At 62.7% G+C, this 25,144-nt stretch carries 19 protein-coding genes; 6 read left to right on the top strand and 13 right to left on the bottom strand.

The genetic code is table 11. From position 1 onward, the window contains the following. Nucleotides 1-2: 2 nt before the first annotated feature. From AC5RUU_RS16795 to AC5RUU_RS16785, 3 genes are read right to left on the bottom strand one after another with little or no spacing between them, the layout of a single operon-like run. Nucleotides 3-527, bottom strand: a complete 525-nt coding sequence (locus tag AC5RUU_RS16795; protein WP_493976344.1) for a flavin reductase family protein — start codon at nucleotides 525-527, stop codon at nucleotides 3-5. Beyond that, nucleotides 524-1,825, bottom strand: a complete 1,302-nt coding sequence (locus AC5RUU_RS16790; RefSeq protein ID WP_493976343.1) for a flavin monoamine oxidase family protein — start codon at nucleotides 1,823-1,825, stop codon at nucleotides 524-526. Before AC5RUU_RS16790 ends, AC5RUU_RS16795 begins: the two co-directional genes overlap by 4 nt. Before the next feature lie 43 nt (nucleotides 1,826-1,868). Next, a complete protein-coding gene (locus AC5RUU_RS16785; protein ID WP_493976342.1) occupies nucleotides 1,869-3,269 on the bottom strand; it encodes an LLM class flavin-dependent oxidoreductase in 1,401 nt (466 codons plus the stop codon). Between the two features lie 252 nt (nucleotides 3,270-3,521). Here AC5RUU_RS16785 and AC5RUU_RS16780 point away from each other — a divergent pair, with 252 nt between their 5' ends. Then, nucleotides 3,522-4,328, top strand: a complete 807-nt coding sequence (locus tag AC5RUU_RS16780) for an IclR family transcriptional regulator (RefSeq protein ID WP_493976341.1) — start codon at nucleotides 3,522-3,524, stop codon at nucleotides 4,326-4,328. A gap of 38 nt (nucleotides 4,329-4,366) precedes the next feature. Here AC5RUU_RS16780 and AC5RUU_RS16775 read toward each other — a convergent pair whose 3' ends face one another. Together AC5RUU_RS16775 and AC5RUU_RS16770 are read right to left on the bottom strand one after the other, a co-directional pair. Further along, on the bottom strand, nucleotides 4,367-4,522 hold the full coding sequence (locus tag AC5RUU_RS16775) for a helix-turn-helix domain-containing protein (RefSeq protein WP_493976422.1): 156 nt from the start codon (nucleotides 4,520-4,522) through the stop codon (nucleotides 4,367-4,369). 366 nt (nucleotides 4,523-4,888) lie between these two features. After that, complete coding sequence (locus AC5RUU_RS16770; RefSeq protein ID WP_493976340.1) at nucleotides 4,889-6,370, bottom strand: MFS transporter; 1,482 nt, start codon at nucleotides 6,368-6,370, stop codon at nucleotides 4,889-4,891. A 1,811-nt stretch (nucleotides 6,371-8,181) separates the two neighbouring features. Here AC5RUU_RS16770 and AC5RUU_RS16765 point away from each other — a divergent pair. Beyond that, nucleotides 8,182-10,323: an amylo-alpha-1,6-glucosidase gene (locus AC5RUU_RS16765; RefSeq protein WP_493976339.1), complete on the top strand. Its 2,142-nt coding sequence runs from the start codon at nucleotides 8,182-8,184 to the stop codon at nucleotides 10,321-10,323. A 21-nt stretch (nucleotides 10,324-10,344) separates the two neighbouring features. Then, nucleotides 10,345-10,515, top strand: a complete 171-nt coding sequence (locus AC5RUU_RS16760) for a hypothetical protein (protein ID WP_493976338.1) — start codon at nucleotides 10,345-10,347, stop codon at nucleotides 10,513-10,515. A gap of 731 nt (nucleotides 10,516-11,246) precedes the next feature. Here AC5RUU_RS16760 and AC5RUU_RS16755 read toward each other — a convergent pair. The 4 genes from AC5RUU_RS16755 to AC5RUU_RS16740 form a co-directional block, all read right to left on the bottom strand. Next, entirely contained in the window at nucleotides 11,247-11,951 is a 705-nt protein-coding gene (locus AC5RUU_RS16755) for a GntR family transcriptional regulator (protein ID WP_493976337.1), read from the bottom strand. Between the two features lies 1 nt (nucleotide 11,952). Then, a complete protein-coding gene (locus AC5RUU_RS16750; protein ID WP_493976336.1) occupies nucleotides 11,953-12,213 on the bottom strand; it encodes a CBU_0592 family membrane protein in 261 nt (86 codons plus the stop codon). A 122-nt stretch (nucleotides 12,214-12,335) separates the two neighbouring features. Beyond that, nucleotides 12,336-13,460: a mandelate racemase/muconate lactonizing enzyme family protein gene (locus AC5RUU_RS16745; RefSeq protein ID WP_493976335.1), complete on the bottom strand. Its 1,125-nt coding sequence runs from the start codon at nucleotides 13,458-13,460 to the stop codon at nucleotides 12,336-12,338. Between the two features lie 2 nt (nucleotides 13,461-13,462). Then, on the bottom strand, nucleotides 13,463-14,641 hold the full coding sequence (locus AC5RUU_RS16740) for an alcohol dehydrogenase family protein (RefSeq protein ID WP_493976334.1): 1,179 nt from the start codon (nucleotides 14,639-14,641) through the stop codon (nucleotides 13,463-13,465). Between the two features lie 257 nt (nucleotides 14,642-14,898). On the opposite strand from AC5RUU_RS16740, the gene AC5RUU_RS16735 reads away from it, so the two are divergent. Both AC5RUU_RS16735 and AC5RUU_RS16730 read left to right on the top strand, forming a co-directional pair. Continuing rightward, on the top strand, nucleotides 14,899-15,801 hold the full coding sequence (locus AC5RUU_RS16735; protein ID WP_493976333.1) for a glycine betaine ABC transporter substrate-binding protein: 903 nt from the start codon (nucleotides 14,899-14,901) through the stop codon (nucleotides 15,799-15,801). Nucleotides 15,802-16,167: 366 nt separating this feature from the next. Further along, on the top strand, nucleotides 16,168-17,277 hold the full coding sequence (locus AC5RUU_RS16730) for a mandelate racemase/muconate lactonizing enzyme family protein (RefSeq protein ID WP_493976332.1): 1,110 nt from the start codon (nucleotides 16,168-16,170) through the stop codon (nucleotides 17,275-17,277). 308 nt (nucleotides 17,278-17,585) lie between these two features. Here AC5RUU_RS16730 and AC5RUU_RS16725 read toward each other — a convergent pair whose 3' ends face one another. Next, the gene (locus AC5RUU_RS16725; protein WP_493976331.1) at nucleotides 17,586-19,604 is read right to left on the bottom strand and encodes an ABC transporter ATP-binding protein; all 2,019 of its coding nucleotides are present in this window, start codon (nucleotides 19,602-19,604) and stop codon (nucleotides 17,586-17,588) included. Beyond that, entirely contained in the window at nucleotides 19,601-21,349 is a 1,749-nt protein-coding gene (locus tag AC5RUU_RS16720; RefSeq protein WP_493976330.1) for an ABC transporter ATP-binding protein, read from the bottom strand. The genes AC5RUU_RS16725 and AC5RUU_RS16720 overlap by 4 nt, the downstream gene beginning before the upstream one ends. A gap of 233 nt (nucleotides 21,350-21,582) precedes the next feature. On the opposite strand from AC5RUU_RS16720, the gene AC5RUU_RS16715 reads away from it, so the two are divergent. Beyond that, nucleotides 21,583-22,758 carry a serine hydrolase domain-containing protein gene (locus tag AC5RUU_RS16715; protein WP_493976329.1) on the top strand — a complete coding sequence of 392 codons (1,176 nt, stop codon included), beginning with the start codon at nucleotides 21,583-21,585 and terminating at the stop codon, nucleotides 22,756-22,758. Between the two features lie 45 nt (nucleotides 22,759-22,803). On the opposite strand, the gene AC5RUU_RS16710 is transcribed toward AC5RUU_RS16715, so the two are convergent. Then, entirely contained in the window at nucleotides 22,804-24,456 is a 1,653-nt protein-coding gene (locus AC5RUU_RS16710) for an amidohydrolase (protein ID WP_493976328.1), read from the bottom strand. Between the two features lie 46 nt (nucleotides 24,457-24,502). After that, nucleotides 24,503-25,144 (bottom strand): TetR/AcrR family transcriptional regulator, encoded by a 642-nt coding sequence (locus tag AC5RUU_RS16705; protein ID WP_493976327.1) that lies wholly within the window; start codon nucleotides 25,142-25,144, stop codon nucleotides 24,503-24,505.

The raw sequence follows: 25,144 nt of genomic DNA, 5'->3' as shown, positions 1-25,144 counted from the left end.
GTCTATGAGTGGGGGGTGGGGCGGCTTTCGGAGAAGGTCCCGAAGGTGCCGCCGTGGAAGATGAGGGGTGCGCCCTCACCTGAGGTCATTTCCAGAACGCTGGCAATGACGACGATATGGTCCCCGGCGGTGAACTGCTGTTCGATGCGGCAGTCAAACCAGGCAAGCGAGCCGCGGATATGCGGCGTTCCCCACAGGGACTCGGACCACGAGATGCTGCTGAACTTGTTGTCCCCCTTGGCGGACAGCGCACGGCAGACCTGCTGCTGGTCCTCGGCAAGCAGACTCACACCGAATATGTCCGCCTCGGAGATCTTCGGCCAGCTCGTAGAAGTATGCGTAACGCTGAAGGTCACCAGGGGCGGGTCCATCGACAACGAGGCGAAGGTGCCAACAATCATCCCGTTCTCTGCGCCCGTGACGGGGTTCGTGGCACAGATCGCTGCGACCCCGGTAGGCAGGTGACGCATGACAGAACGGTACGTGTCGGAATCGATCCGGCGGGCTTCCAGTAAGGGCGCGGTCATGGCTGTTCCTTGAGTTCTGCATGGACGTTCCGGCCGGCACGCAGGCCGGACTCGATGGCGCCGTCGAAGAAGCCGGCCCAGATGTTGGCGGTGTCGCTGCTGGCAAAGTGCAGGACGCCTTCGCTGGCCTGCTGGGCCGCGTGATACTTGGTGAGCTGGCCGGGGCGCTGGATCTGCCAGGTTTCCTCGGCGTACGGGTCTTCACCCCACTTGTGCCCGGTGACCTCGAGGACTTCCAGGTCGTCGCGCCATACCTTGATGGCCTCCTGGACCTGCACGGGATCGGCGACGTCGATGCGGTTCGCGTCGGCGCCGAAGCCCACCAGGACAGCGTCGGTCTCCCCGACGAACTCGGTGCGGATCACCGAGAGCGGCTTGTCCTGGGCCGAGTAGGCAAAGAACGGCTTGATCGGGCCCTTGACCCGGATCCAGGCCTTGACACCCTGGGACGCCGTCTTTTCCCGGCTGGGGGCGAGCTTGCCCTCGGACAAGGCGGGCTGGACGTCCAGCTTGTGCAGCACGTTCTGCGGCAGCGTAATGACCACCTTCCTGGCACGGACTTCCTGGCCGTTGCCATAAGTGATGGTGGCGCCGTCGCTGTCGTGGCGGATGGCGGTGACAGGGGCGTCGAGGCGGATGTCCGCATTCGCGTCCCCGGCGATCGCATTCACCAAGGAGTCGTTGCCGTTTTTCAGGCGGTAAATCGCCGAGGCCTCGTGCATCAGGTGCCAGTGCCCGGATGACCCGGCGGTCCAGCGCAGGGCATTGACGTAGGCGCACTGATCCAGCGGAGCGTTGAAGTGGCCCACCCAGGCAGCCTCGTTCGCGTTCCGCTCGTCTTCGGAGAGGTCAAGCTTGTCCAGCATCTCCTGCAGGTTGTACTGGTCCACCTCGGCCAGGTTCTCCACCGTCAGCGGTGCGTCGGGGCGGGGCAACCACTTCATGGTGTCTTCGAGCAGCCGGGTCATGCCCGGGTCGATCAGCTTCATGAAGTCATCCAGGTTGCCGCGGCGCACCTCGTTTCCGGCCAGCCAGTACGTTTCCTCCGAGCGCGGACCGCGGGAGACCTCCAGACCGTAGCGGGTAACCTCGGCCCAGACGTGGGGCTGGGTCCAGTGCAGCCAGTTCCCGCCGAGCTCCAGTGTCCTGCCGAGGCGCTGCTCGGTGTACACGCGGCCACCAAGACGGTCCCTGGCTTCCAGGACAACCACGCCGTGTCCGCGGTTGCTCAGCTCCCGGGCAGTGATAAGGCCGGCCAGACCGGCCCCAATGACGACCACGTCAGCGTGTTCAGCCATGTGCAACTCTCCTCTTTTCGTGCAGTGGTGCAGCGGGGAACAATCAGTGCTTGGCGCCGGTCAGCCGCTCCGTGCGGAGCTTGGTAGCGGGGTGACCATCCAAGGTGTACCGATGGCCCGGGAAGAGCTTTTCGCGGAGGGTGGTGGGTTCCTGGTCCTGTGCGCGTGCCGGGGAAACAATGCCCTGGTTACGGAGTTCAGGCAGGGCCAGTTCGATAAAGTCTTCCCAGCTCCCGGGCTTGGTGGTGTAGCTGAGGTTGATTCCGTCGACGTCAGCCTCGTCGCGCCACCGGCGCAGTTCAGCGGCCACCGTCTGCGGTGAGCCGATAATGGTGCAGCCGCTGCCGCCGACAGCGAGGAACTCAGCGATCTGGCGCGGGGTCCAGTCACGGTCAGGGTCGGCCTTGGAGAACATGTCCACCATTGACTGGGCAGCCTTTGTCCCCACGGATTTCAGCGGAGCGTCCAGGTCGTAGGTGGACATGTCGATGCCGGTCCAACCACTGAACCGCGCCAGGCATCCTTCAATGGGTGCGTTGGCTACGGCCTGGTCGTATTTGGCCTGGGCTTCTTCGTCGGTGGGGGCCACAACGACGGTCAGCAGGACAACGACCTTGATGTCGCGGGGATCCCGGCCTGCGTCTGCTACGGATTGGCGGACCTTCGCGACCGTGCGCTTGGCACCTTCCACCGAGGTGCTCTGGATGAAGATTGCTTCGGCGTGCTTCCCGCCGAAAGCCATACCCCGGGAAGATGAGCCGGCCTGGAACAGCACGGGCGTGCGCTGCGGGGAGGGCTCGCACAGGTGGAACCCCGGAACGTTGAAGTGCGTACCAACATGGTTGATCGGGTGGACCTTGGCGGGGTCGACGTAGGCCCCTGCCTTGGCGTCGTGGATGACAGCGTCTTCTTCGAAGGAGCTCTCCCAGAGCTTGTAGACCACATCCATGTACTCATCGGCCATGTCGTAGCGCTCTTCGGGGCTGAGCTGCTGCTGCTTGCCAAGGTTCCGGGCGGCAGCTTCCGAGTAGGAGGTAACGATATTCCAGCCGACGCGGCCGGACGTGAGGTGATCCAGGGTGCTGAAGCGGCGGGCCAGCAGGTAAGGCGGCTCATACGTTGCCGAGCAGGTAACGCCGAAGCTCAGGTGCTTCGTCACGGCGGCCATGCCGCTGATCAGCACGGTGGGGTCGTTGATGGGGAACTGGGCCGCATCGCGAAGGGCCTCATCACCGGAGCCCGCGTAGACGTCGTGGTAACCGACGTTGTCGGCAAAAAAGATCCCGTCGAAGCCCGCGTCCTCAAGCATCTTCGCCACGCCCGTCCAGTACTGGAGGTCAGTGTAGCGGTGGCCTTGGTCCGCCTCGTTCCGCCAGGATCCCGACGTCAGGTGGGCAGGAGCGAAAACGTCGAAGGCAAAGAGGCTCAGGGGTTCATTTTTCATGGCAACGGTACTTCCTTGGACTGTGCCTCACGGCGCGTAACTTACTTCAGCGTTCAAAATTGAACAATGTGTTCAATTTACGATGTTGCGTGGCTCACTGTCAAGAGGGAACTGTTCCGGATTCGCCACCCCCCCCGACAGGTCGGCTCTTCTGGTTTGAACGAACGGTTCGAGAAGTGATTAGGCCCTAGGATGGATGAAGCAATCGGAGTCAGGCCCTAGGGGCCAAGCGGAGGCGGAATGGGAGCCGAAATGGCAACGGAACAGAAAGCACTGCCGGAGGACTCAGGGGCGGAGACCACGCCCGAGCCTTTCGACCTCATCAATAAGTCCGTGGTGAAGGCGACAGTGCTTCTCCGCGAGCTCGGACGCCACCGCGGCGGCATTAACGTCACCGAACTGGCACAGAGCGTGAAGATGTCGCGCCCAACCGCATTCCGACTCCTCCTGAGCCTTGAACAGACGGGCTTTGTGGAACGCGAGGACAACCGCTACAAGCTCGGATGGCAACTGGCGCATTTGGGCAGGCTGGCTGATCCGTATGCCGGAGCAGTAGCCAGGGTTCAACCCGTTCTGGACGAATATGCCGGCCGGCTCAACGAGACGTTCAGCTTCGTCATCATGCGCGGAGATTGGGACCACGAGGTAATCGCCGAGGCCTCCGGCTCACGTTACCTGGCCACCCAGACATACCTGGGTGGAACGTACCCACTTCACGCCAGCGCCACGGGAAAACTCATCCTTGCCGAACACGATGATGATGAAATCAAGACCACACTCCCTGAAAAGCTGGAGTCGTTTACCGCCAACACGATTACCGGCCGGGGAGCACTCCTTAAGGAACTTCGCAGCGTCCGCGAACAGGGTTACGCAGTCACTGATGAGGAACTGGAAGTAGGCCTATTCGCTATGGGCCGCGCCGTGCGCGACACGGCAGGGACCCTCATTGGCGTTTTCGTCATCAATGGACCAGTCCAGCGACTGAAAACCGAACGACTGCCTGACTTTGAGCGTGAGCTGAGGCAAGGGGCAGAAGAGGTTGCCAAAGTTCTGGCCTAACCTGGGACGCCCACCTTTGCGGTTCGCTCCGAGAGATATCAGCGATCAGAGGCCATCTTCTGCTTCTCCAGCTGCCTAAGGCATCGGCGAGCAAGGCTCTTGCTTAAACCGGTCCGCCTCGCCAAGTCCACGGCGTCAATTCGGAGTGTCCGGTTTCGGTGCTCCAATTCGAGAACTGTCGCCACGCGCTGCATTGCCCACACCGGAAGCGATGTCTGTGAATTCAACGCCGCGCTGCCATCGGATGAGAGCCCCTCAAGCTGCTCGCGCCTACCATGCCGGACTCGTTTTCCTTTCTAAAAGAGCCACCCTGCTGGTGGCTCCGAACACAGTGTTCATTTTATTCCGGGGGTGTGTCCAAGAAGCTGCCCCGTCAATCCCAGGCTTAGAAACAAGTCGGCCGGTCCAACAAAACTGCCGTCCGCTTGTGTGGGCATGTTCCCCTTATTGCAGGGGCTCGCGAATTCTCCCGGAACACGGGCTTCCACGCCTGCTGTTCCGGGAGAATCGACCGTTAATACCTCTTTGTGAATTGGGCTTTCCATTCCAACTGGTGATGCCTAGTTGGAATGGGACGGTTCCTTGACTGCGGGAACGGAAACCAAAAGCATGGTGGAGGTGTCGATGTGATCGCTGGTGTCCTGGTCCTTGACCAGCGCGGCTGCTTCCTCCCTGGTTGAAACGACCGGCACCGACCCCAGGAGGGGGCGCGAGGCCGATTCACGCATCTTCGTTAGGGCAAAGAGGGCCACTGCGGAGAAGAACATCACGTAGAAGGCCGGCGCGTAGGAATTACCGGTGACTTGTACGAGAAGCTGGCTCACCAAGGGAGTGGTGCCACCGAATAGGGAAATTGCCACATTGTGGGTGAGACCTACACTTCCGTAGCGGGAGGCAGTGGGGAACAGCTCCGACATAACGGCACCCGTGAGGGCCAGGAAGAACGCACTGGGCAGTGAAACCATGAACAGGGCGAGATACAGCGACCACATTTCGCCGAGATGCATCAGCGCAAACGCCGGCACGAGCAGGACGAGGTTTCCAAGCGTCGCTATCAGGTATATGGGCTTGCGTCCGATGCGGTCCGACCACCTGGCCACGAACGGCACTATGAGCGCCTGAAGGAGGAGGATCACCACTGTCGCTATTGCGGTCGTGACGGAGGCCATCCCAATCTGTGACTCCAGGTAGGTCGGCATGTAACTGGTTACGGTGTAAGAGGACGTTCCATCCGCGGCGATCAGGGCAATGCCGATCAGGATCTGAGGCCAGTACAGTTTGATGATCTTCGGCAGGTTCTGCCGGACAAAGATCGAGTTGACGTCTTTCGTTTCCGTCTTCTCCTGCGCCACCTCAAAGCTGGGCGACTCGGGGATACGTTTCCGCAGGGATATGGCAACGAGGCCCAAGGGCAGTGCGAGCAGGAACGGGATGCGCCAACCGCCCTCGAGCATCGCGGACTCGCCCCATAGCGAGGTAGTGATGATCGTGGTGGCCGCAACCACGGCGGCCCCGGCTGCGAAGCCCAGCTGCGCGCCAGTGTTCAACAGGGCCGTCCAGAAGCCTCGATGGCGGTCCGGGGAAAATTCAGCGACGTACGTCGCGGCGCCGGAGTACTCCCCGCCCGTGGAGAAGCCCTGGAGCATTTTGAGGAGGTACAGCGGAACAATCACCCACAAACCTACTTGCCCAGCGGTTGGCAGCAGGCCGATGAGAGTTGTTGCCGACGCCATGAGTGCCATGGTGAAGAACAGAACCTTGCGCCGACCAATCCTGTCACCCAGAGGTCCCAGAATCATGCCGCCCAATGGACGAACGATGAACGACACCGCGAACCCCAGGAGCGTTACCAGCAGACCAGTGCTTTGGTCCATGCCCTCCGTAAAGACACTGGTCATGGTAAGCGTCAGGTATCCGTAGATCCCGATGTCGTACCACTCGATGAAGTTGCCGACGCCGGCGCCGATCTGCGCTTTACGCAGCTCGCGTTTGTCGACGATGATGCAGTCTTCCGTCCGCAGGCGGCGGGTGCTTCCGGACATCTCTGGGAGTTGTGTACTTGGGTAATCGGACATCTTCGTCTTTCTTATTGGGCGGGTAGCGTACATCGACATCGCGAGTGGTTCTGCACCTGCAACCGAACACGATGTCAACTCCCGCCAGATACTCAGGGACCAAAACGATCGCGAGATTCCTGCCGCGTCTTCAAAGCGAACGATCTGACCTTGCTGGCTTGAGGAACAAGGAGACGCGACGGGACTTGGCGGCATGGGGACGCCTCGAGGGGGACGTCGAACACACATTCTCTTTAGTCATTCCAGTTTGCCGGTCGTTCACATGATGAACAATGCATTTATAACTTGAACACCAAGGTAGAGTGGTCCGGCCCACATCGTCAAATTTTGGCTCGTCACTTTCATGAACTTCGGCCTCGAGAAGCCAAGTTCCGGCCTCACGTCCCGCTCCCCGCCAAGAGTAATCGGCTGCCTGCGTTTCGGCCCGTTTTCAATCAGGATGACCCTGTCGTTGAGGTCTCCATGCCGAGCGCATCCCCCTTGATTCCGTACGTGAGGCATGTCATACTAGTGTTGTTCACTCAATGAACAACTCATTCAGATACTGAACAAATTGGAAGCCGCGACGATGCTGTCCGAGCCAAATCCCGAAAGGAAGACACGATGTCTCTGACCTACCGCTCCCTGACAAGCGCCATTACTCGGACCCATCGAAAGCAGGCTGGGGAAAGCTCGCTGCATCAGTCCCCGCCAGCGCACGACCTTGGCTTTTCCGGGCAAATTACGTGCTCCCCCTGGGAAGGCATCTACCTCGATCAGGGACAATCATGGTCTTCTGACAATGAAGCCGCGTCCCCCCTGGATGAAGAACTGGATCGAGTTCTTGCCCAGATACTGTCCGGAAAATAGCTTCGACGGTCACCAGCGCAAAGAAGTAGCGATGAGCACAACACACAGCACCATGGCCGGCGCATCTGACACTGACAGCCCACTACACGCCTCTATCCCTATGTCTTGGAATATCGGGGCAATGTCCGCAACAGCCACGCCTGTTCAACGGGAGGGTTGGCTGCATTCATCCACAAATGTCAGCGCTAAGTACCCTAACCCGGCGAAAGCCGAGGGAGAAGACGTGCCATCTCCCTCTGGCCCAGGGCTTGGGAGTTTCCTCACCGCATTAATGTACGGAGAGTAAATTCCCGACTTGGTTGCATAGCGCCTGACGGGCAACGCGCCAAAGGTCCCGCAGTTGAAAGCGAAGATCAAGGTTTGAATAATCTCGGCGTTACCTTAGTTGGCATCCAGGCAGGGAAGCGGCGCGGAACTCTGGAGCAAATTTGAACTCGCGCCCAGGAAACAACCGGCAGCACCGGGATAGCCTTTGAAGGCGCCGTGGCGGTGACGCAAGCACCCGCGTCCTTGAAGCAGCACGCTCCTTTGGCTACATCACTGACGCCACCGCCGCGCACTGCCCGAATGCTGGACCAGGAGCGTCGCTCATCGTCCCCGGTATGACGTACTCCGCGCCGCAGGTCACCACCTCTTCGTCGCTACTACCGGCAGCCATCCGGGCCTGAGCAGGAAGCACTGCAGGAGATGGCAGCCCGCCGGGTCGACGGCGTCGTCGGCGACCGCGACTGGTTCAACATCTTGCGCGGGCATCACCACCTTCGCCCAACCACTGGCTGACATGGGAGCCCGAGCAGCCGAACTGAAGCGCCTACCGTCCAAGGGTCTACAGGCGTAGCGTCTTTCCACGGGGTAAGGCTGCGATCGACGTTGGATTCAGAGGCATGTAGCGTCGCCCCGCATTGAACCTTTCACGGGAGGAGACGGCGATGGCTGGATGGAATGCCGACACGGCTGCCGGGCCGGTGGGGATTGGCACGGTCACTTTGGTGGAGGGGCCGTCCTTTTGCATTTCCTCGGCGAATGGAGACATTCATCCGGAACACCCGCACGGTGTTTTCCACGAGGACACCCGCATCCTGTCCCGCTGGAACCTGGCAGTCAACGGGCAGGTCCTAGAGCCGTTGACTGCATCGACGCAGGAACCCTACCGGGCCTTGTTCATTGGCCGTGTTTCCCGTTCCGACGGCTACGCGGACAGCCCCATGATCGTTGAACGCCTGCGGGAGGTGAGTGCCGGGATCCGTGAGGAGATCACCATCCGGAACTACTCCTCGGTCCCGGCTGCATGCAGGGTCTCACTCAGCGTTGAATCGGACTTCGCTGATCTTTTTGAAGTGAAAGAGGCGCGGGTCGAGCGGCACTGGGCACAATCCCGCCACCCGGAGGGCGACTCCCTGTCCATCAGGGGTGTCTGGCAGGACTTCCGGAAGGGCGTCGTCGTCAACGCCGGCGGTGCCGACATAACTACCGAGGGCCTGACGTACCGGGTGGTCATCCCACCGCATGGAGAGTGGACCACCCTTCTGACCGTGGTGCCGACCACCGACGGCGCGGGACCGGCGTCGTTCGTCCGTCCGGCGCGGGGTGAGCTATCACCCAGCGACCGCCGACGCCAGGAATGGGTAGCAAAAATTCCCAAACTGCACATCGGGAACCCTTCCATCGAACGGACCCTGCGGCGCAGCTACGATGACTTGGGCGCGCTTCGTATCGAGGATCCTGCCCATCCGGAACGGATCGTGGTGGCTGCCGGGGCGCCCTGGTTCATGACCCTTTTCGGCCGGGACGCGCTGTGGGCATCGGAAATGGCACTGCCCGTTGACCCTTCCTTGGCACTTGGCACGTTGCAGACCCTGGCCGACCGCCAAGGGAGCGTGGTGGATCCGATGAGCGAAGAGGAGCCGGGAAAAATCCTGCACGAGGTCAGGCTAGGCGTCTCCGGCGGCCTAGCCCTGGGCGGAAAATCCGCTTACTACGGCAGCGTAGACGCCACGCCACAATTTGTGATGGCCGTGGCCTCAGTCAGCCGCTGGGGCTTTGCCAAGGACATCATCGCCGCGCTGCTGCCCCACGCCGACCGTGCACTGGACTGGATCCGGAAATACGGGGACAAGGACGGCGACGGGTTCGTAGAATACAAGCGCCTCAACGATTCTGGTCTCATCAACCAAGGTTGGAAGGACTCCTGGGACGGCATCAACTTCGCAGACGGCCGGCTTGCCCAGCCCCCTATCGCACTCTGCGAAGCTCAGGCGCTGGCCTACACCGCTTTTGTGTCCCGGGCATGGATGGCGTACGACGCCGGTGACGAGGCTTTGGCGGCCCAGCTCACCGGAGAAGCAGCACAGTTGAAGGAGAGGTTCAACCAAGAGTTCTGGATGCCTGACCGCGGCTACTTCGCCATCGCGCTCGACGGGGACAAACGGCAGGTCGACGCGTGCGCGTCCAACATGGGGCAGTGCCTGTGGCATGGCATTGTGGACGAGGACAAGGTACCGCAGGTAGCAGAACGGCTGATGTCCCCCGAGATGTTCAGCGGCTGGGGCGTACGGACCCTCGCCAGCGACATGGGGGCCTACAACCCGGCCAGCTACCATAACGGCTCAGTCTGGCCGCACGACAACGCCATCATCGCGGCCGGCCTGATGCGCTACGGCTTCGTGGATGAGGCACAGCGGATCGCCACCGCCCTGTTTGAGGCGGCCGACTACACTGACGGCCGCCTCCCGGAACTATTCTGTGGCTTCAGCCGTGACCAGGTCCCCGAGCCCGTACCGTATCCCACCGCCTGCTCCCCACAGGCCTGGGCAGCGACCACACCGATCATGCTCATAACGAGCCTGATGCAGTACGACGCCCATATTTCCCGCGGCGGCTTCTGGATGGATCCGGCACTCCCGGAATCTTACGGTGACCTCCACATCACCAACGCGCCAATGGCCGGAGGCCGGATCACCATCGATATCAAGGCATCCGAACCCTCCGTGCAGGGGCTGCCCGAGGCCTTAACTTTCCATCGTGAACACCGTCCCTGGCTCACAGAAATGATCAAGCAGGCCGGACTGTAAGCAATGACAAAGTATTTTTAGATGCTGCGGAAGCCCGCCGGTTTCACCAACGCCTACGCCATAATCGCTGAAGCACGCATGGCCCGCATTCCGTTGGTCCTGGTGGTGGGCGACGCTCCGTCCACGGGCCTTCGGCCCTTCGACATGGACCGGGCCAAAGCCGCGGAAGCGGTCGGAGTCCTTACTTGCTAGCCGGACCCGGCAACGCCACGGTGGTCGCCCACCGCGCCTTCGACCTCGCCCTGCAAAACCGTCCAACCCGTGGTGGTTTCCATTCTTTACAACCTTGCCACCACCCCACCATCGGCACCGGAACCAGCGTGACGCTTCCATTCTCGACGCACTGGTTGGCCTTGCAACTCGAAGACTAAGCTTCCTGCGCCGAACGATTTCGAACTATTCGTGCCTACTGACTAAACGCCGCCGTTGGACCAGGCCTGGTCAAAATATGCGAGGTCGAACACGGCCTGTTTAGCCGGACGCGAGTCAGAAAGTCGAGAGAATCTCGCACCCGGGCGGGGAATTCCAGTTGTAGCACACCTAAAACTGACACACGACTTCTTGCCTGGCGCTCGGAACAACGAGAAGGTCCGCCCGACCACCGCCGGGGACAATTCGCATAGGTTATCCACCGCTACTGCTACCAGGGAGCTACCCCAACGGCTCCCGATCCCAGCCGTGGACAACCCGAATTGACCCCCGCCATGGACGGATCAAAGTTACCGCGAGTTCCGAGCCGCGTGAGCAGCAAGTACGGGTTTGCCCGGCAGAGGCAGAGTGTCCGTCAGGAGAACTCCTGTGCATGGCGGAACTCGGCATTTCGGCAGGTCAGACAGGAACGGTCTTGTGCTTGGCTGCTATGCGATCGTGTTTTCGCACGTGAGGCGGGCTAGAGACCCATCGCTTATTGTTCGTGGTACGTGTCAGGCTCTTCGTTGTTCCACTAGCTGCCGCTGGGCGGCAACAATTTGTTGCTCGCCGCCCACTACAAGCTTGTGGACTTCGGCTGCGATGGCATCTGGATCCCCCGAAAGGACGATGTTGAGCATTTGCTGATGCCATTCCACGGACCGCGTCAGGGGATCGTCCAATGCTGTGGTGAGGCGGAATAATTCTGCGAAAGTAGGGACATGCTGTTCCCAGACCGCCAAGAGGCGACGGTTGCCGCATGAGGCGAAGAAGGCTGAGTGAAAAGCGACATCAGCACGTGCGAAGGCATCAGTGTCGCCAGTTTCTGCGGCGTTCCGCATATCTGCCAACGCCCCTTCCGCTGCCTGCCGGAAACTACCGGGGTCGGTTACAGCGCATTGCTGTGCGGCTGCTACCTCAAGCAATTCACGTAGCTCAAAGAGGTCGTGGAGGTCTTTCTCGTCCAGCCCAACAACCCGGTAGCTCCGGCCGGAGGACTCGATAAGGCCTTCACTGGATAACGTGCGCAGAGCATCCCGGACGGGGCCGCGGCTTACTTCGAAGGACTCCGCAAGCGTGGCTTCTACCAGCAGAGCTCCGGGAGGAAGGTCACCTGTCAGGATGTCCGCCCTCAGTGCGGCCACAACCTGTTTGCTCAGCGCTTCCGCCCTGGCGATGCGTCGCGCCACAACCATTATTTCCACCTCTCCTGAAATCACCTCAGTTTAGCCGGGTACCGCTGACTGCCTTCGGTGCAGCAAGCTTGGATCGCAACAGGCGCATCAGTACAGTGATGGCGATAGCGGGCCACACCGTGTTGAGGACGACGAAGGGCCAGGCTTCGTTGTGGTACCCGTTAATGATGAGGCCGGCTGATCCAATCAGGTTCGATATATGGAATAGCGGTCCATTGGTGATCCAGCCCAGTGAGAAGGCTGCGTAACCGGCCAATACGGTCAGTGCTCCAATCCATCCGCTCATGTCAGCCAGTACAGCCATCTGGTCTCCCCCCTGTTGTGTCGCATTTTTGACGGTGTTGAATGTCAGGGCCGTTTCCCTCTTCCGGGCGGAAGCGGGAAACGGCCCTGGACAGGTTGGTTCGCTCAGTTCCCCCACACCGCGACAGGGTCGCCGAGCACGGCTTCGTCGACTTCGATGCCGAGTCCCGGGGCCTCCGGGGGGAGGATTCCCCCGTCGCGGTGGATGGCATCAAATTTCGCGGTCTTGAGGGTGACCATGTCGTCGCAGTTGAGGACGCAGCGGAGCAGCTTTTCGGGAACGGTGGCACCCAGCTGGGTGATGGCCGCGAACGCGATGGCCGATCCGACGGTGTCCTGGACACTGACGGTCAGCCCGGCCGCTCGCGCGATGTCGCGCTGGCGCCTTCCCGGAGTGAGTCCGCCAGCCTTGGAGATTTTCAGCCCGAACCCGTCTGCGACATCGTGGGCGATGGCCCATGCGAGGTCGCTGTCCTGCTGCGCGAGTTCGTCGAGGATAATCGGGTAAGGGCAACGCTGCCGCAGAGACATGGTTTCGCGCCAGGTGGCGCAAGGCGCTTCGATAACGAAGTCGAGTCCGGAGGGCAGCAGTGCCACCATCCGCATGGCGGATTCGGGCGTCATGCCCCCGTTGGCGTCAACGAGGAAGAACTCCCCCGGCTGCCGGTCAGCGAGGCAGGCGGTGATGCGCTCGGCGTCGAGGGCCGGTCCGCCTTCGCTGTCAGGCGTGCCGATCTTGATGGAGTGGCCGCGGTAGCCACGGGCGCGGTGAGCAGCCACTCTCTGGCGCATCTCTTCGGAATCCCCGGCATGGATGGAGGAGATCACGGCCATGGGCGTTCCCGTTCCGCCGCCCAGCAGTTCGTAAACGGGCAGGCTGACCGACTTGCCGAAGATGTCCCAGCAGGCGATGTCCAGCGGTGTTTTTGCGTGGTTGTGGCCAACCAGCGTGGCGTCCATCAGGTCAAAGTTCCGGTCCACCCGGCGGGGATCGCGTCCCAAGAGGGCGGGTGCGAGCTCTGTGATGCCCGCCCGTGTGCCCAGCGCGTGGGCAGCGATGTAGGTGGCACCGAACGGTGTGCTTTCGCCCCAGCCTGTTGTTCCGTCGTCGGTCGTGATCTTGACGATGGAGGCGTCGAAGGATTCGTAGGTACGGCCTCCGGACAGGTGATAGGTGCCTCCCGAGTAGGGCAGGTCTACCTGGAAAAGTTCAATGCGCTCGATTTTCATGGTCAGATTTCCGTCTTCTTGTGGTTTGCCGGGTTCGCGAAGGTAGCGGCCGGTGAGATGAGGACGAGCTTGCCCGTGTGTTTCTTGGACAGGAAGTCTTCCTGGGCCTGGGCGATGTCGGCCAAGGGATAGGTCTTGGAGACCACTGGGCGGATCTCGTTGGCCTCGATGTAGCTGATGAGATTCTCGAAGACCTCGTCGTCCTGGAAGGTGCAGCCAAGCAGGCTCAGGTCTTTGAGGTAGATGGTGCGCAGGTCGATCTGGGCCAAGGGGCCGGAGATCGCGCCGGCGATTGCATACCGGCCGCCCGGTCGCAGCAGCTCGAGTAATTGACCGGCCTGGGGGCCGCCGACAATGTCGACGACGACGTCGAAGGAGTTTCTTCCCAGCTCAGCCACGAGGTCTGTTCCGCGGTCAATGGTGCGGTCGGCGCCTTCGGCCCGGACCTGGTCGGCTTTGGATGGGGAGCAGACAGCGGTCACGGTGGCGCCGCGGCGCTTGGCCAGTTGGACAGCGGCGAGTCCTACTCCGCCGGATGCTCCTGTGACCAGAACGCGTTCGGCACCAACACCTGCGCGGTGGAGCATGTTTTCCGCGGTGGAGTAGGCGCAGGGGATGGCAGCAAGATCCGTATCGTTCCAGTCCGAATTCACCCCGTAGGTTTCGCGGGATGGGGCGACAGCGAACTGGGCGAATCCGCCGTCGCACTCACTGCCAAACGTCCAGCACTCGTAAGGGCGGTAACCGACGTAAGACCGCAGCATGTTCCGCACCAGCACCCGCTCGCCGATCCGCTCCTGGGAGACACCGTCGCCGACGGCGACAATGCGCCCGGCCACGTCGGCGCCCTGGATCCGGGGGAAGGTCAGGGCCTCACCCGACCAAGCGGCGTCGGAATCGGTGATGTCAGCGAAACCAGCAGTCCCACCGTCGGCGGTTCCTGACTCGACAGCTTTCGAATACCAGCCAATCCGGGTGTTGATGTCGGTGTTGTTGATCCCGGCCGCAGCGATCTGGATGAGAACCTCGCCCTCACCAGGGGCGGGGACGGGGACGTCTGTGCGGTAATCGAGCTTCTCCAGGCCGCCGTGCCCGGTAAGCAGCACAGCCGCCATCGTCTCGGGCAGTGAATCCTTGTCGGCCGCCATAGGGCCCACGCCTGCTTCCGTCTTAGTGCTCACGGAACTCCTTTGCTCCTACTTGCGGTGTTGGCGGAGGAACCGCCGCGAATGCTCAATAATGAACGCGAGGTTCAAACTATGACCTCGCGGCGTTTCTGTCAACGGTAAACCGTTTGCTTGACTTCATGTGATCTATGACATAGCTTCGAACGCATCGTTCAAAAAAGGAACAGCTGGTTAGGCGCCAAAGGTGCACGCCGCAGCCAGTTGCGCCACCGCCTTCCCAGCCCCAAGCCCTAGACAATTGGACACTGCCCTTGATTAAGAAGAAGATTGGCGCCTTCTTGGCCTGCGCCGTTCTCGTTGCCGGCGTCAGCGCCTGCTCCGGAGCCACCACCCCGGCGACCAATTCCGAGTCCAGTGACAAGACCGTCACTTTGTTCACGGTGCCCGGTTACGACGACGTCGTGGCACTCAACGGACTCTGGCAGGAACTGCTCGCGGAGCACGGCTACACGCTCCAGACCAAGCAGGCAGACCTGGCCGTCGGATACGCCGGCGTTGCCCGCGGAGACATCGACGGTTTTGTTGACGCGTGGCTGCCCTCAGCCCACGGCACGTATGTGGACAAGTACAAAGACAAGCTCGTCATCCCGGAAAAGCCCTTCTATGACAACGACCGCCTCGTCCTTGTCGCCCCGAAATCGATGCCGGAGAACACGATCAGCGAAGTCGTGAACAACGCTGCGAAGTACGGCTCGAAGGTGGTTGGCATCGAAGCTGGTTCAGGCGAGATGAGAATTCTCCCCGACGTGCTCAAGAAGTATGAAGCGACGGACAAGCTCAAGATTGTCGCGGGAAGCACTCCCGCAACCCTGGCAGTCCTCAAGGATGCAGCAGCGACAGGCAAGCCGGTCGTAGCCACCTTATGGCAACCGCATTGGGCCTTCGCCTCAATGCCAATCAAGGTTCTTGAGGATGATCTTGGCGCTTGGCCAAAGCCGGACAGTTCATACGTCACGTTCTCAAAGAAGTTCGCTTCAAAAAACCCGCAAGTCGTGAAGTGGATGTCCAACATGAAATTAACTGACGAACAGTTCTCGACTCTAATGGCGGACGTCAGCCAGACCCCAAACAACCCGGTGGACGGGGCCAAGAAGTGGCTCGAGAACCCCGACAACCGCAAGGCCGCCGACAGCTGGTTCGCAGACGCCAACTGACGGTTCGTCGACCTCTGACCGGCAGGAGGCAAACCCCAGGGAGCGGCAGGCAGCCGCGCCCCGTGTCACCTCCACGGCCGCCATCTGCGGTGCGCTCTCGGAAATCGACCTGCGACCATCTACCTCCACGATCTCTCGCTGTTCGGCTGCACCTTCCAAGAGGACGAAGTCTTCGAGAACCTCGTGCGCTACATCAACAACGGTCAGATCCAGCCCCTCGTTTCGCAAACCTACCCGCTGGCCGAAATACACCGCGCCACTTCATCGTCAAGAAATTCCCCGGCAAGCTCGTGCTCGTGCCACCGCCCGTCGAGTTTTAGAAGCCCGCCACAAGAAAGAAATGAAGACCAAGAAGTCAGGACCCACATGAAAATCACAGAGATCGCGATCTACGCCCATGACCTTCCGGTGCGCAACGGCCCATACCGCATGTCGCACGGCGAGATCTTCTCGCTCGACACCACCCTGGTCCGTATGACCACCGACACCGGCTTGGCCGGGTGGGGCGAGGCTTGCCCCGTGGGCTCGGTATACGAGCAGCACCACGCTGCGGGGAACCGCGCCGCACTTTCCGAGATGGCGCAAGGACTCATCGGCCAGGATCCGACGAACATCGTCCGCCTCCACCGCCGCATGGACGAACTGCTCAACGGGCACCGCTACGCCAAGGCCGCGATCGACATCGCAGCGCACGACGTGACCGGCAAGCACTACGGCGTGCGTGTCGCCGACCTGCTCGGCGGCGCGGAAACCGAACGAATCCCGTCCTACTACGCGCTGGCCGTCGACGAACCAAACGTCGTCGCACACCGCGCCGCCGAAAGAGTAGCCGAGGGCTACCCTCGACTGCAGCTCAAAGTAGGGGGCCGCCCCGTCGACCTCGACATCGAGACGATCCGCAAGGTCTGGGAACGTGTGGGGAATCGCGGAGTCAGCCTTGCCGCGGACGCGAATCGCGCCCTCACGGTGCGCGACACGTTGCGGCTCAGCCGGGAGTGCCCTGACATCCCCTTCATCATCGAACAGCCCTGCAACACACTGGAAGAGGTACTCGCGGTGCGTGAGCGCGTGAACCACGCAATCTACTTCGACGAGATCACCACGGACCTCGTCAAAACGGTCGGAGCGGTCGCGAAGCGCGATTGCGACGGACTTGGACTGAAAATTACACGTCTCGGCGGCCTGCACCCCATGTCAGTCGTTCGCGATGTATGCGACGCCTACTCCACACCGCACACCACCGACGACTCGTGGGGCGGAGACATCATCGCCGCAGCCTGCGCGCACCTCGGATCCACCGTGCGCCCAGCACTCAACGAGGGCACCTGGATTGCACAGCCCTACATCGAAGGCCACTACGACCCACGCGGCGGCATCACCGTCGAAGACGGCCACATCCGTCTCCCGCAAGGTCCCGGACTTGGCATCGAGCCAGACGAAACCCTCTTCGGCGCACCCGTTGCAGTGTTCTGCTGACATGTAACGCTGTCTACAAACGGGAAGAAACGCCGCCGGGCTGCCTGCTCGGCGGCGCGTCCTGCCTGACCGCGTGAACGCGAACAACTCCCAATAGCCATAGGGACAGCCCTAACCATTCGAACCGGGCCTTGGTAGACCCCGAGGAACCTGTGAATTGAGGTACACCCCAACCTGACGTCAGTCGTCCCCCGCAGCGCCGTCAGAATAGGATCAAAACGGCGATTTCTGGGCGCATCTTCGCGAAGGTCTTAGATTTCAACTTAACGTTCTTTTGACAGGATGTAACACACGGCCTGGTTAACAGGTCAGACTTCCGCCACCGGCGCAGCGAACTGGGCTTCATACAGCCGCGCGTAAGCCCCGCCCGCGGCCAACAGCGACGCGTGCGTCCCCTGCTCCACGATCTGGCCGGCCTCCATCACCAGGATGAGGTCGGCGTCGCGGATCGTGGACAGCCGGTGCGCGATCACGAAAGAAGTCCGGTCGGACCGCAGCGCGCTCATCGCCTTCTGCACCAGCACCTCGGTCCGGGTATCCACTGAAGACGTCGCCTCATCCAGGATCAGTACCGAAGGCCGGGCCAGGAAAGCCCGCGCAATCGTCAGCAACTGCTTCTCCCCCATGGACACGTTGGCGCCCTCGTCGTCCAGCACCGTGTCGTACCCGTCAGGCAGCGACCGCACGAACCGGTCCACATACGTCGCCCGCGCCGCCTCCAGGATCTCGTCTTCCGAAGCAGAAGGCCGCCCGTACGCAATGTTGTCCCTGATCGTCCCGCCGAACAGCCACGTATCCTGCAGCACCATCCCCAGCCGCGAGCGCAGCTCGCGCCGCGGCACCGAGGTGACGTCAACGCCGTCGAGCGTGATCCGCCCCGCGTCCAGCTCGTAGAACCGCATCATCAGGTTCACCAGCGTCGTCTTGCCAGCCCCGGTGGGCCCCACAATCGCGACCGTCTGCCCCGGCTCCGCCACCAGTGAAAGCCCGGAGATCAGCGGCTTGTCCGGTGAGTAGGAGAAGGAAACGTCCTCGAACACCAGCCGCCCCCGCCCAAACACCGGACCAGTTGAAGGCGCCGGTTCAACAGACTCCTCCTCCTCATCCAGCAACGAGAACACCCGCTCGGCGGACGCCACCCCGGACTGCAGCACGTTGGCCATGGACCCCAGCTGCGCCAGCGGCATGGTGAACTGCCGCGAGTACTGGATGAACGCCTGCACGTCGCCCAGCTGCATGGTTCCGGACGCCACCTGCACCCCGCCCACCACGGCGATCCCCACGTACACCAGGTTCCCGATGAACGTCATGGCCGGCATGATGAGCCCGGAAATGAACTGCGCCCCGAAGCTCGCCTCATACAGCTCCGCGTTCTTCTGCCGGAACCGCTCCTCCACCTCGCGCTGCCGGCCGAACACCTTCACCAGCGCATGCCCGGTGTAGGTCTCCTCGATCTGCCCGTTCAGCTCTCCCGTGTTCTTCCACTGCGCCACAAACAGCTTCTGCGAGCGCTTGGCAATCAGCGCCGTGATCCCCAGCGTCAGCGGAATGGTCACCAGCGCGATCAGCGCCAGCGTGGGCGAGAGGATGAACATCATCACCAGCACGCCCAGCACCGTCAGCACCGACGTGACCGCCTGGCTGATGGTCTGCTGCAGGCTTTGGGAGATGTTGTCCACGTCGTTGGTTACCCGGCTCAGCAGTTCACCGCGCTGGATGGAGTCGAAATACCGCAGCGGCAGCCGGTGGATCTTCGCCTCGATCTCCGCGCGCAGCCCGAACACGGTCCGCTGCACCACGCCGTTCAGCACATACGCCTGCACCCACATAAACGCCGACGACAGCACATACAGCACCAGCGCCCACGTCAGCACGTTCCCCAGCGCGGCGAAGTCGATCCCCTGCCCCGGCGTCAGCGCCATGGGCGTCAGCATGTCCGCCTGCTGGTTCTCCCCCGCCGCCCGCAGCTGCGCAATCACCTGCTCCTTGGTGGTCCCGGCCGGCAGGTCCCGGGACACCACCCCGGCGAAAATCAGGTTGGTGCCCTCCCCCAGCAGCCGCGGCCCGATCACCGAGAGCGCCACCCCGGCCACCGCCGTCACGAACACCAGCAGCAGCCACGCCCGCTCCGGCCGCAGCTTCCCCAGCAGCCGTTTGGCGGACGGCCAGAAGTTCATCGCCTTCTCCGCCGGGACGTTCATCCCCGCGAAGGGTCCGCCCCTCCCCGGTCCGCCTGCCGGACGGGGAATGCGTACGACGTCGGCGCTTCCGGTTTTGGCGGCCGGTGCGGTTCCGGCGCTGGTTCCAGATGAGGGGCGCGGGCTCATACCGTCTCCTCCGCCGCCAGCTGGGAGGAGACGATTTCGCGGTACGTCTCGGACGTCTCCAGCAGCTCACTGTGCGTTCCGCGCCCCACGATCCTGCCGTCGTCGAGCACTAAAATCTGGTCCGCGTCTACGATGCTGGAGACGCGCTGGGCGATGATCACCAGCGTGGCGCCGGCGGTGCTGCGCTTGAGCGCCTGGCGGAGCCGGGCGTCGGTGCCGGTGTCCAGCGAGGAGAACGAGTCGTCGAAGATGTACAGCTCGGGCCGTTTCACCAGGGCCCGGGCGATGGCCAGCCGTTGCCGCTGCCCGCCGGAGACGTTGGTGCCGCCCTGGCTGATGGGCGCGTCCAGGCCTTCCTCCATCCGCTCCACGAAGTCCCGGGCCTGGGCGATGCGGAGCGCTTCCCAGAGCTCGTCCTCCGTGGCGTCCGGCTTGCCGTAGAGCAGGTTGCTGCGCACGGTGCCGCTGAACAGGTAGGGGCGCTGCGGGACCAGGCCGATGTGCCCCCAGAGCAGGTCCGGGTGCAGCTCGCGGACGTCCACGCCGTCCATCCGCACCGAGCCGGTGGTCGCGTCGAACAGCCGGGGCATGAGGTTCACCAGGGTGGTTTTGCCGGCGCCGGTGCTGCCGATGATCGCCGTCGTCTGCCCTGCCCTGGCGGTGAAGCTGATCTCGGAGAGGACGGGCTGGTCTGCACCCGGGTAGGCGAATCCGACGTCGCGCATTTCCAGCTCGCCGCGGCGCCGCCCGTTGGGAGACATAGCACTGCTCACGGGCCTCCTTGGCGGCCGGACGCTTGACTCCGTCCGCAGCACCTCCCCGATCCGGTCCCCGGACACGGCGGCGCGCGGGATCATCACCGCCATGAACGTGGCCATCATGACGGACATCAGGATCTGCAGCAGGTAGCTCAGGAACGCGATGAGCGTGCCTACCTGCATGGAGCCGTCCTGGATCCGGAACGAGCCGAACCAGATGACGGCCACGCTGGAGACGTTCAGCACGAGCATCACCATCGGGAAGGCGAGCGCCATCAGCCGGCCGGCGCGGAGGGCTGTGTCCGTGACGTCCTCGTTGGCACGGGCGAAGCGTTCCGTTTCGATGTCCTCGCGGACGAAGGCGCGGACCACGCGGATGCCGGTGAGCTGTTCGCGGAGGACGCGGTTCACGGTGTCGATCCGCTTCTGCATCTTCCGGAACAGCGGCACCATCCGGACGGTGATCAGGCCGACGGCGATCAGCAGCACCGGGACGGCGACGGCGATCAGCCAGGACAGCTGCACGTCCTGCCGCACGGCCATGACCACCCCGCCGATGCTGAGCATGGGCGCGGTGACCAGCATGGTGGCGGACATGAGGACCAGCTGTTGGACCTGCTGGACGTCGTTGGTGGACCTGGTGATGAGGCTGGGCGCACCGAACCTGGTGACCTCCTGCTCTGAGAACTCCCCCACCCTTTTGAACACGGCTGCCCTGAGGTCCCGGCCCACGCCCATGGCCGCCTTCGCCGCGAAGTAGACCGCGATCACCGCGCACACGATCTGCAGCAGGGTGATCGCCAGCATCACCCCGCCCAGGCTCAGGATGTAGCCGATGTTCGCCTTGGCCACGCCCTCGTCGATGATGTCCGCGTTCAGGGTGGGCAGGTACAGGGACGCGATGGACTGCGCCAGCTGGAAAACCACGACGGCGGCCAGCAGCTTCCGGTGCGGCCGAAGGTATTCAACTAGCAGTTTCCAGAGCATGCGCGGCTCCTGGTCCAGGACACTGGCCCGAAGGCTCATAGGACGTGATGCGAAGGTCAGTTTACGTCCGGTGACTGGGAGTTTGGATCTGGGCGTCTAACTAATGACACAAGGAAGCTCGTGCGCATATTCTTTAAGTGAATGGCATTCGCTTTCTAGATAGTCCCCTGGTTCGCACCGCGCCGACGTCGTTGCGGCCTGAACTACATCGCCCGAACTATTGAAGGACAAGCATGGGAAAGAGAATCTCCAAGCAGAGTGGTGTCACTGCCCGGAACTGGCAGGAGCCGGACAGTCTGCGGTGGTCGTTCCAGCACATGGACGATCTGTTTCCGATTGCCCCCATCGAGGCCACGGGCTCCCCCGCTTCTGAGCTGCTGGAAAACCCTAGAGATTTCCGTGGTTTGAAGGTGGACCTCCCGGATGGCTCGGTCAGCACCGTTGCAGAGGTCCTGGCCACCACCAGTACCGATGCGTGGATGGTCCTGCGTGGCAACGAGGTTCTCGCCCAGGAGTATTTCGGTGGGATGAGCCCCGGCACGAGACACCTGCTGATGTCGGTGAGCAAGTCGGTGATATCCACGGTGGTCGGTGTCCTGGCGGGACAGGGAAAGGTGGATACTTCCGAGCGGCTGGATCATTACATCCCCGAACTGGCGGCCAGCGGTTACCGGGGTGCGACTATCCGGGACGTACTGGATATGCGCAGCGGCATCAGGTTCTCCGAGGAGTATCTGGACCAGGCGTCCGAAGTGCGGCAGCTGGATAGGGCTGTGGGCTGGGCACCCCGCGCACCCGGCGATGCGGCCACGCTGAAGCAGTTCCTTGTGGGCTTGCAGCAGGAACGTGAACACGGCGGTGCTTTTGCCTACCGTAGTTGCGAAACCGATGTCCTGGGTTGGCTGTGCGAGGCAGCCAGCGGCCGGACTTTTGCCGATCTTGCCTCGGATCTCCTCTGGTCACGGCTCGGCGCCCGCTATGGGGCCTACATCACTGTCGACGCCACGGGCACCGGAATGTTCGACGGCGGTATCTGCGCCACGCTGGAAGACATGGCTCGTTTCGGAGCGATGATTCGTGATGGCGGAGTCTCGCTGGGTGGCCAACGAATCCTGGAAGCCGCGTGGGTTGACGACATATTCGCCGGCGGGCCGGACTCCGCAGAGGCATTCGCGGCTGCCAAGGAATCAGGAGCTATGCCGGGCGGGAAGTACCGCAGCCAGTTCTGGTTCCTCTCCAATGACTGGGACACGGCCTACTGTCTGGGGATCCATGGGCAAATGGTCTATATCAGCCGGAGATCGGGAGTGGTGGGGGTTAAGTTCTCCTCGACGCCGCTGCCTGTTGATCCGTTCGCGGGTCCCGCGGCAGCAGCGATGTTCGAGGCTATCAGCACAGCTCTCACCTGACACCCGGGAGGCAGCACGAGGCCGCCCGCCGGGTGCAGAGCCCAGTCAGGCTGCGGAACCTGCTCCGGCCGCAGCCACCTGCATGTCCACCACCACTTCACCGTCCACCATGGTGAGGACGACGGGGGCGTGTGCAAACTCGTCCGGCGCGGTTGTCAGCGGGTTGCTGCCAAAAACAGTCAGATCGGCCCGGGCGCCCACGGCCAGCTCGCCTCCATCCTCGCCCACCGACTGCCAGTACTGGCTTGTGTAGCCTTCCAGGGCAGCCCGGGCGGAGAGTGCCTGCTGCGGCTGGACGGGTTCGACGTCGGGCCGGCCTGCCGGCCGCCGGGTCTGCGCGGCGGCAATGATCCCGCGGGGATCAAACGGCGCGATGGGCCAGTCCGAACCGAGGGCAACCACGGCTCCGGCGTCGCGGAGGTCGCGGGTCCGCCAGGCAAGGTTGGCGCGTTCCGTACCCAGCCTGCGCGACCAGTTGTCGCTGTGGTCCGCGCGGCTGTACAACGTGCAGTGGGTGGGTTGCAGGCTTGTGGTGGCTCCGGCGTCGACAATCTCTTTAAGGACGGAGTCGGGAATGGATTCGACGTGCTCGATCCGGTGCACCGTGCCGTTCGGAACCAGTGCTCCGATGGCCTGGGCAACGAAGGCAACAGCCTTGTCCCCGATGGCATGTGTCGCCGTGGGGATGCCGTTTTCATGGAAGAACCGCATGACTGCAGCAAGGTCACCGGGCCGCCGCCACAGCGGATCCAGGGACTCGCCGTGGGTGTCGGCGTCGAACAGCCACGCCGTGCCATTGTCGATGGTGCCGTCCATCATGAGCTTGATGCCGTGAACATGCCACCGCCGCCCCCTCCGGCCCTGCAGTGCCAGCATGGCGTCAAGGTCCTGTTGGGTGGCTCCGGGCATGATCCACGGCGAGACCCGCAGCCGGATGGCGAGCTCACCCCGTTCTTCCAGCGCCTCGAGCAGGTCTAGGGAATCGGCATGGGCGAAATCAAGCATCTGCCCTGCCACCAGGCCGGATTCGGCCATGGAGCGCAGGAGCCGGTCCAACTCCTCCACGCGCTGTTCGAAGGACAGCTCCGGGAGGATGGCACGAACCAGGTCCATGGCAGCCATTTCGTACAGCATGCCGTTAGGTTTGCCGTCTGAGTCCACCCCGACGTACCCGGAACTGTCCAGCCGCTCCTGCCCCGTCACACCGGCGAGCTGGATCCCCGCGTCGGAAACCAACGCGGCGTGCGCGTCGAACAGGGTGATGAACACCAGCTCCTGATCCAGGATGCCCCGGAAAAGGCTGTTGCTGGAGTCGCCGTCGCGGAAGACAACAGGATCGAGCCCCCAGGCAAACAGCCAGTCCTTTCCGGCGATGTGCGGTGTTGCTGCGGCGTAGTCCGCCAGCGCACCACGGACGGCTTCCAGATCCGTGACGCCGCTTAGGTCAAGGCCCCGGGCCACGCTGGCACCCAGGACAGGGTGAATGTGCGCGTCGACCAGCCCCGGGGTGACGGTGGCCTCCCCGACATCGATCACGCGCCCGGCGCGCGCGATCCAGTCCGGGGCGTCCCAGGTAGGTCCGACGGCGGCGATCCGCCCTTCCGCGATGGCCACGAATCCGCTCACTTCCTGGAGCTTTTTGCCATACAGGATGCTGGACGAAAGGATGACGGCGTCGATGGGATGAGGGGGGTTCAAGACTGGCTCCTGTGGGGTTGGCTGGATTCTGCGACCCCTGGAAAACTCAGGAGTCGCGGTCGATGGCCGCCCGCAGTCCGGCCGACAGGACGTCGGCGAGGAACGCGAAGCGGTCCACTTGGTTTGTTGCCACGGCTTGCTGCGCCGCGGAAAGATGGGGGTACGTCGAGCGGTCTTCCTCCGCGATGCTCCAGGCGGACTCCATGGCGAGGGCGTCGAGGCTCGCGCCGATGGCTGCGCTGTCCAGGGTCTCGATGGTGGGGACAACAAGGTGGTCCGGCACGCCTGCACGGATGAATGTCTCTGCAAACCGGTTGTAGAGGGCGAGTGCCGCCGGATGCGAGACCGGCTGGGCGAGCAGTTGTGGGAGAAGCGCAGGTACCTGGCTGTAGGCAATCCTGAGCGCCTCGAAAATCTGGCGGACAGCGGCGTCCAGGTCGCCGGCCGGCGGATCGGGAATCCGGACTTTCTCCACCAAAGATCCCCGGGCAAGTTCGATGATTTCCTGGCGGCCGGTGACGTGTTTGTAGAACGAGGACTGCCGGACGCCGAGCCGCTCTGCGAGGCGCGGAATTGAGAGTCCTTCCTCCTTCTCGAACATCTCCAGCGCTGCACGTCCAATTGCCTTGCGCGAAAGCCTGGGGCTGAGCGGCCGCCCCATTCGGCTGGTTTTCTCCGGAGTCTGCAT

Source organism: Arthrobacter sp. K4-10C, from assembly GCF_059090085.1.
The sequence above is the reverse complement of the archived record's forward strand: the minus strand, read 5'-3'. Positions and strand labels throughout refer to the sequence as shown.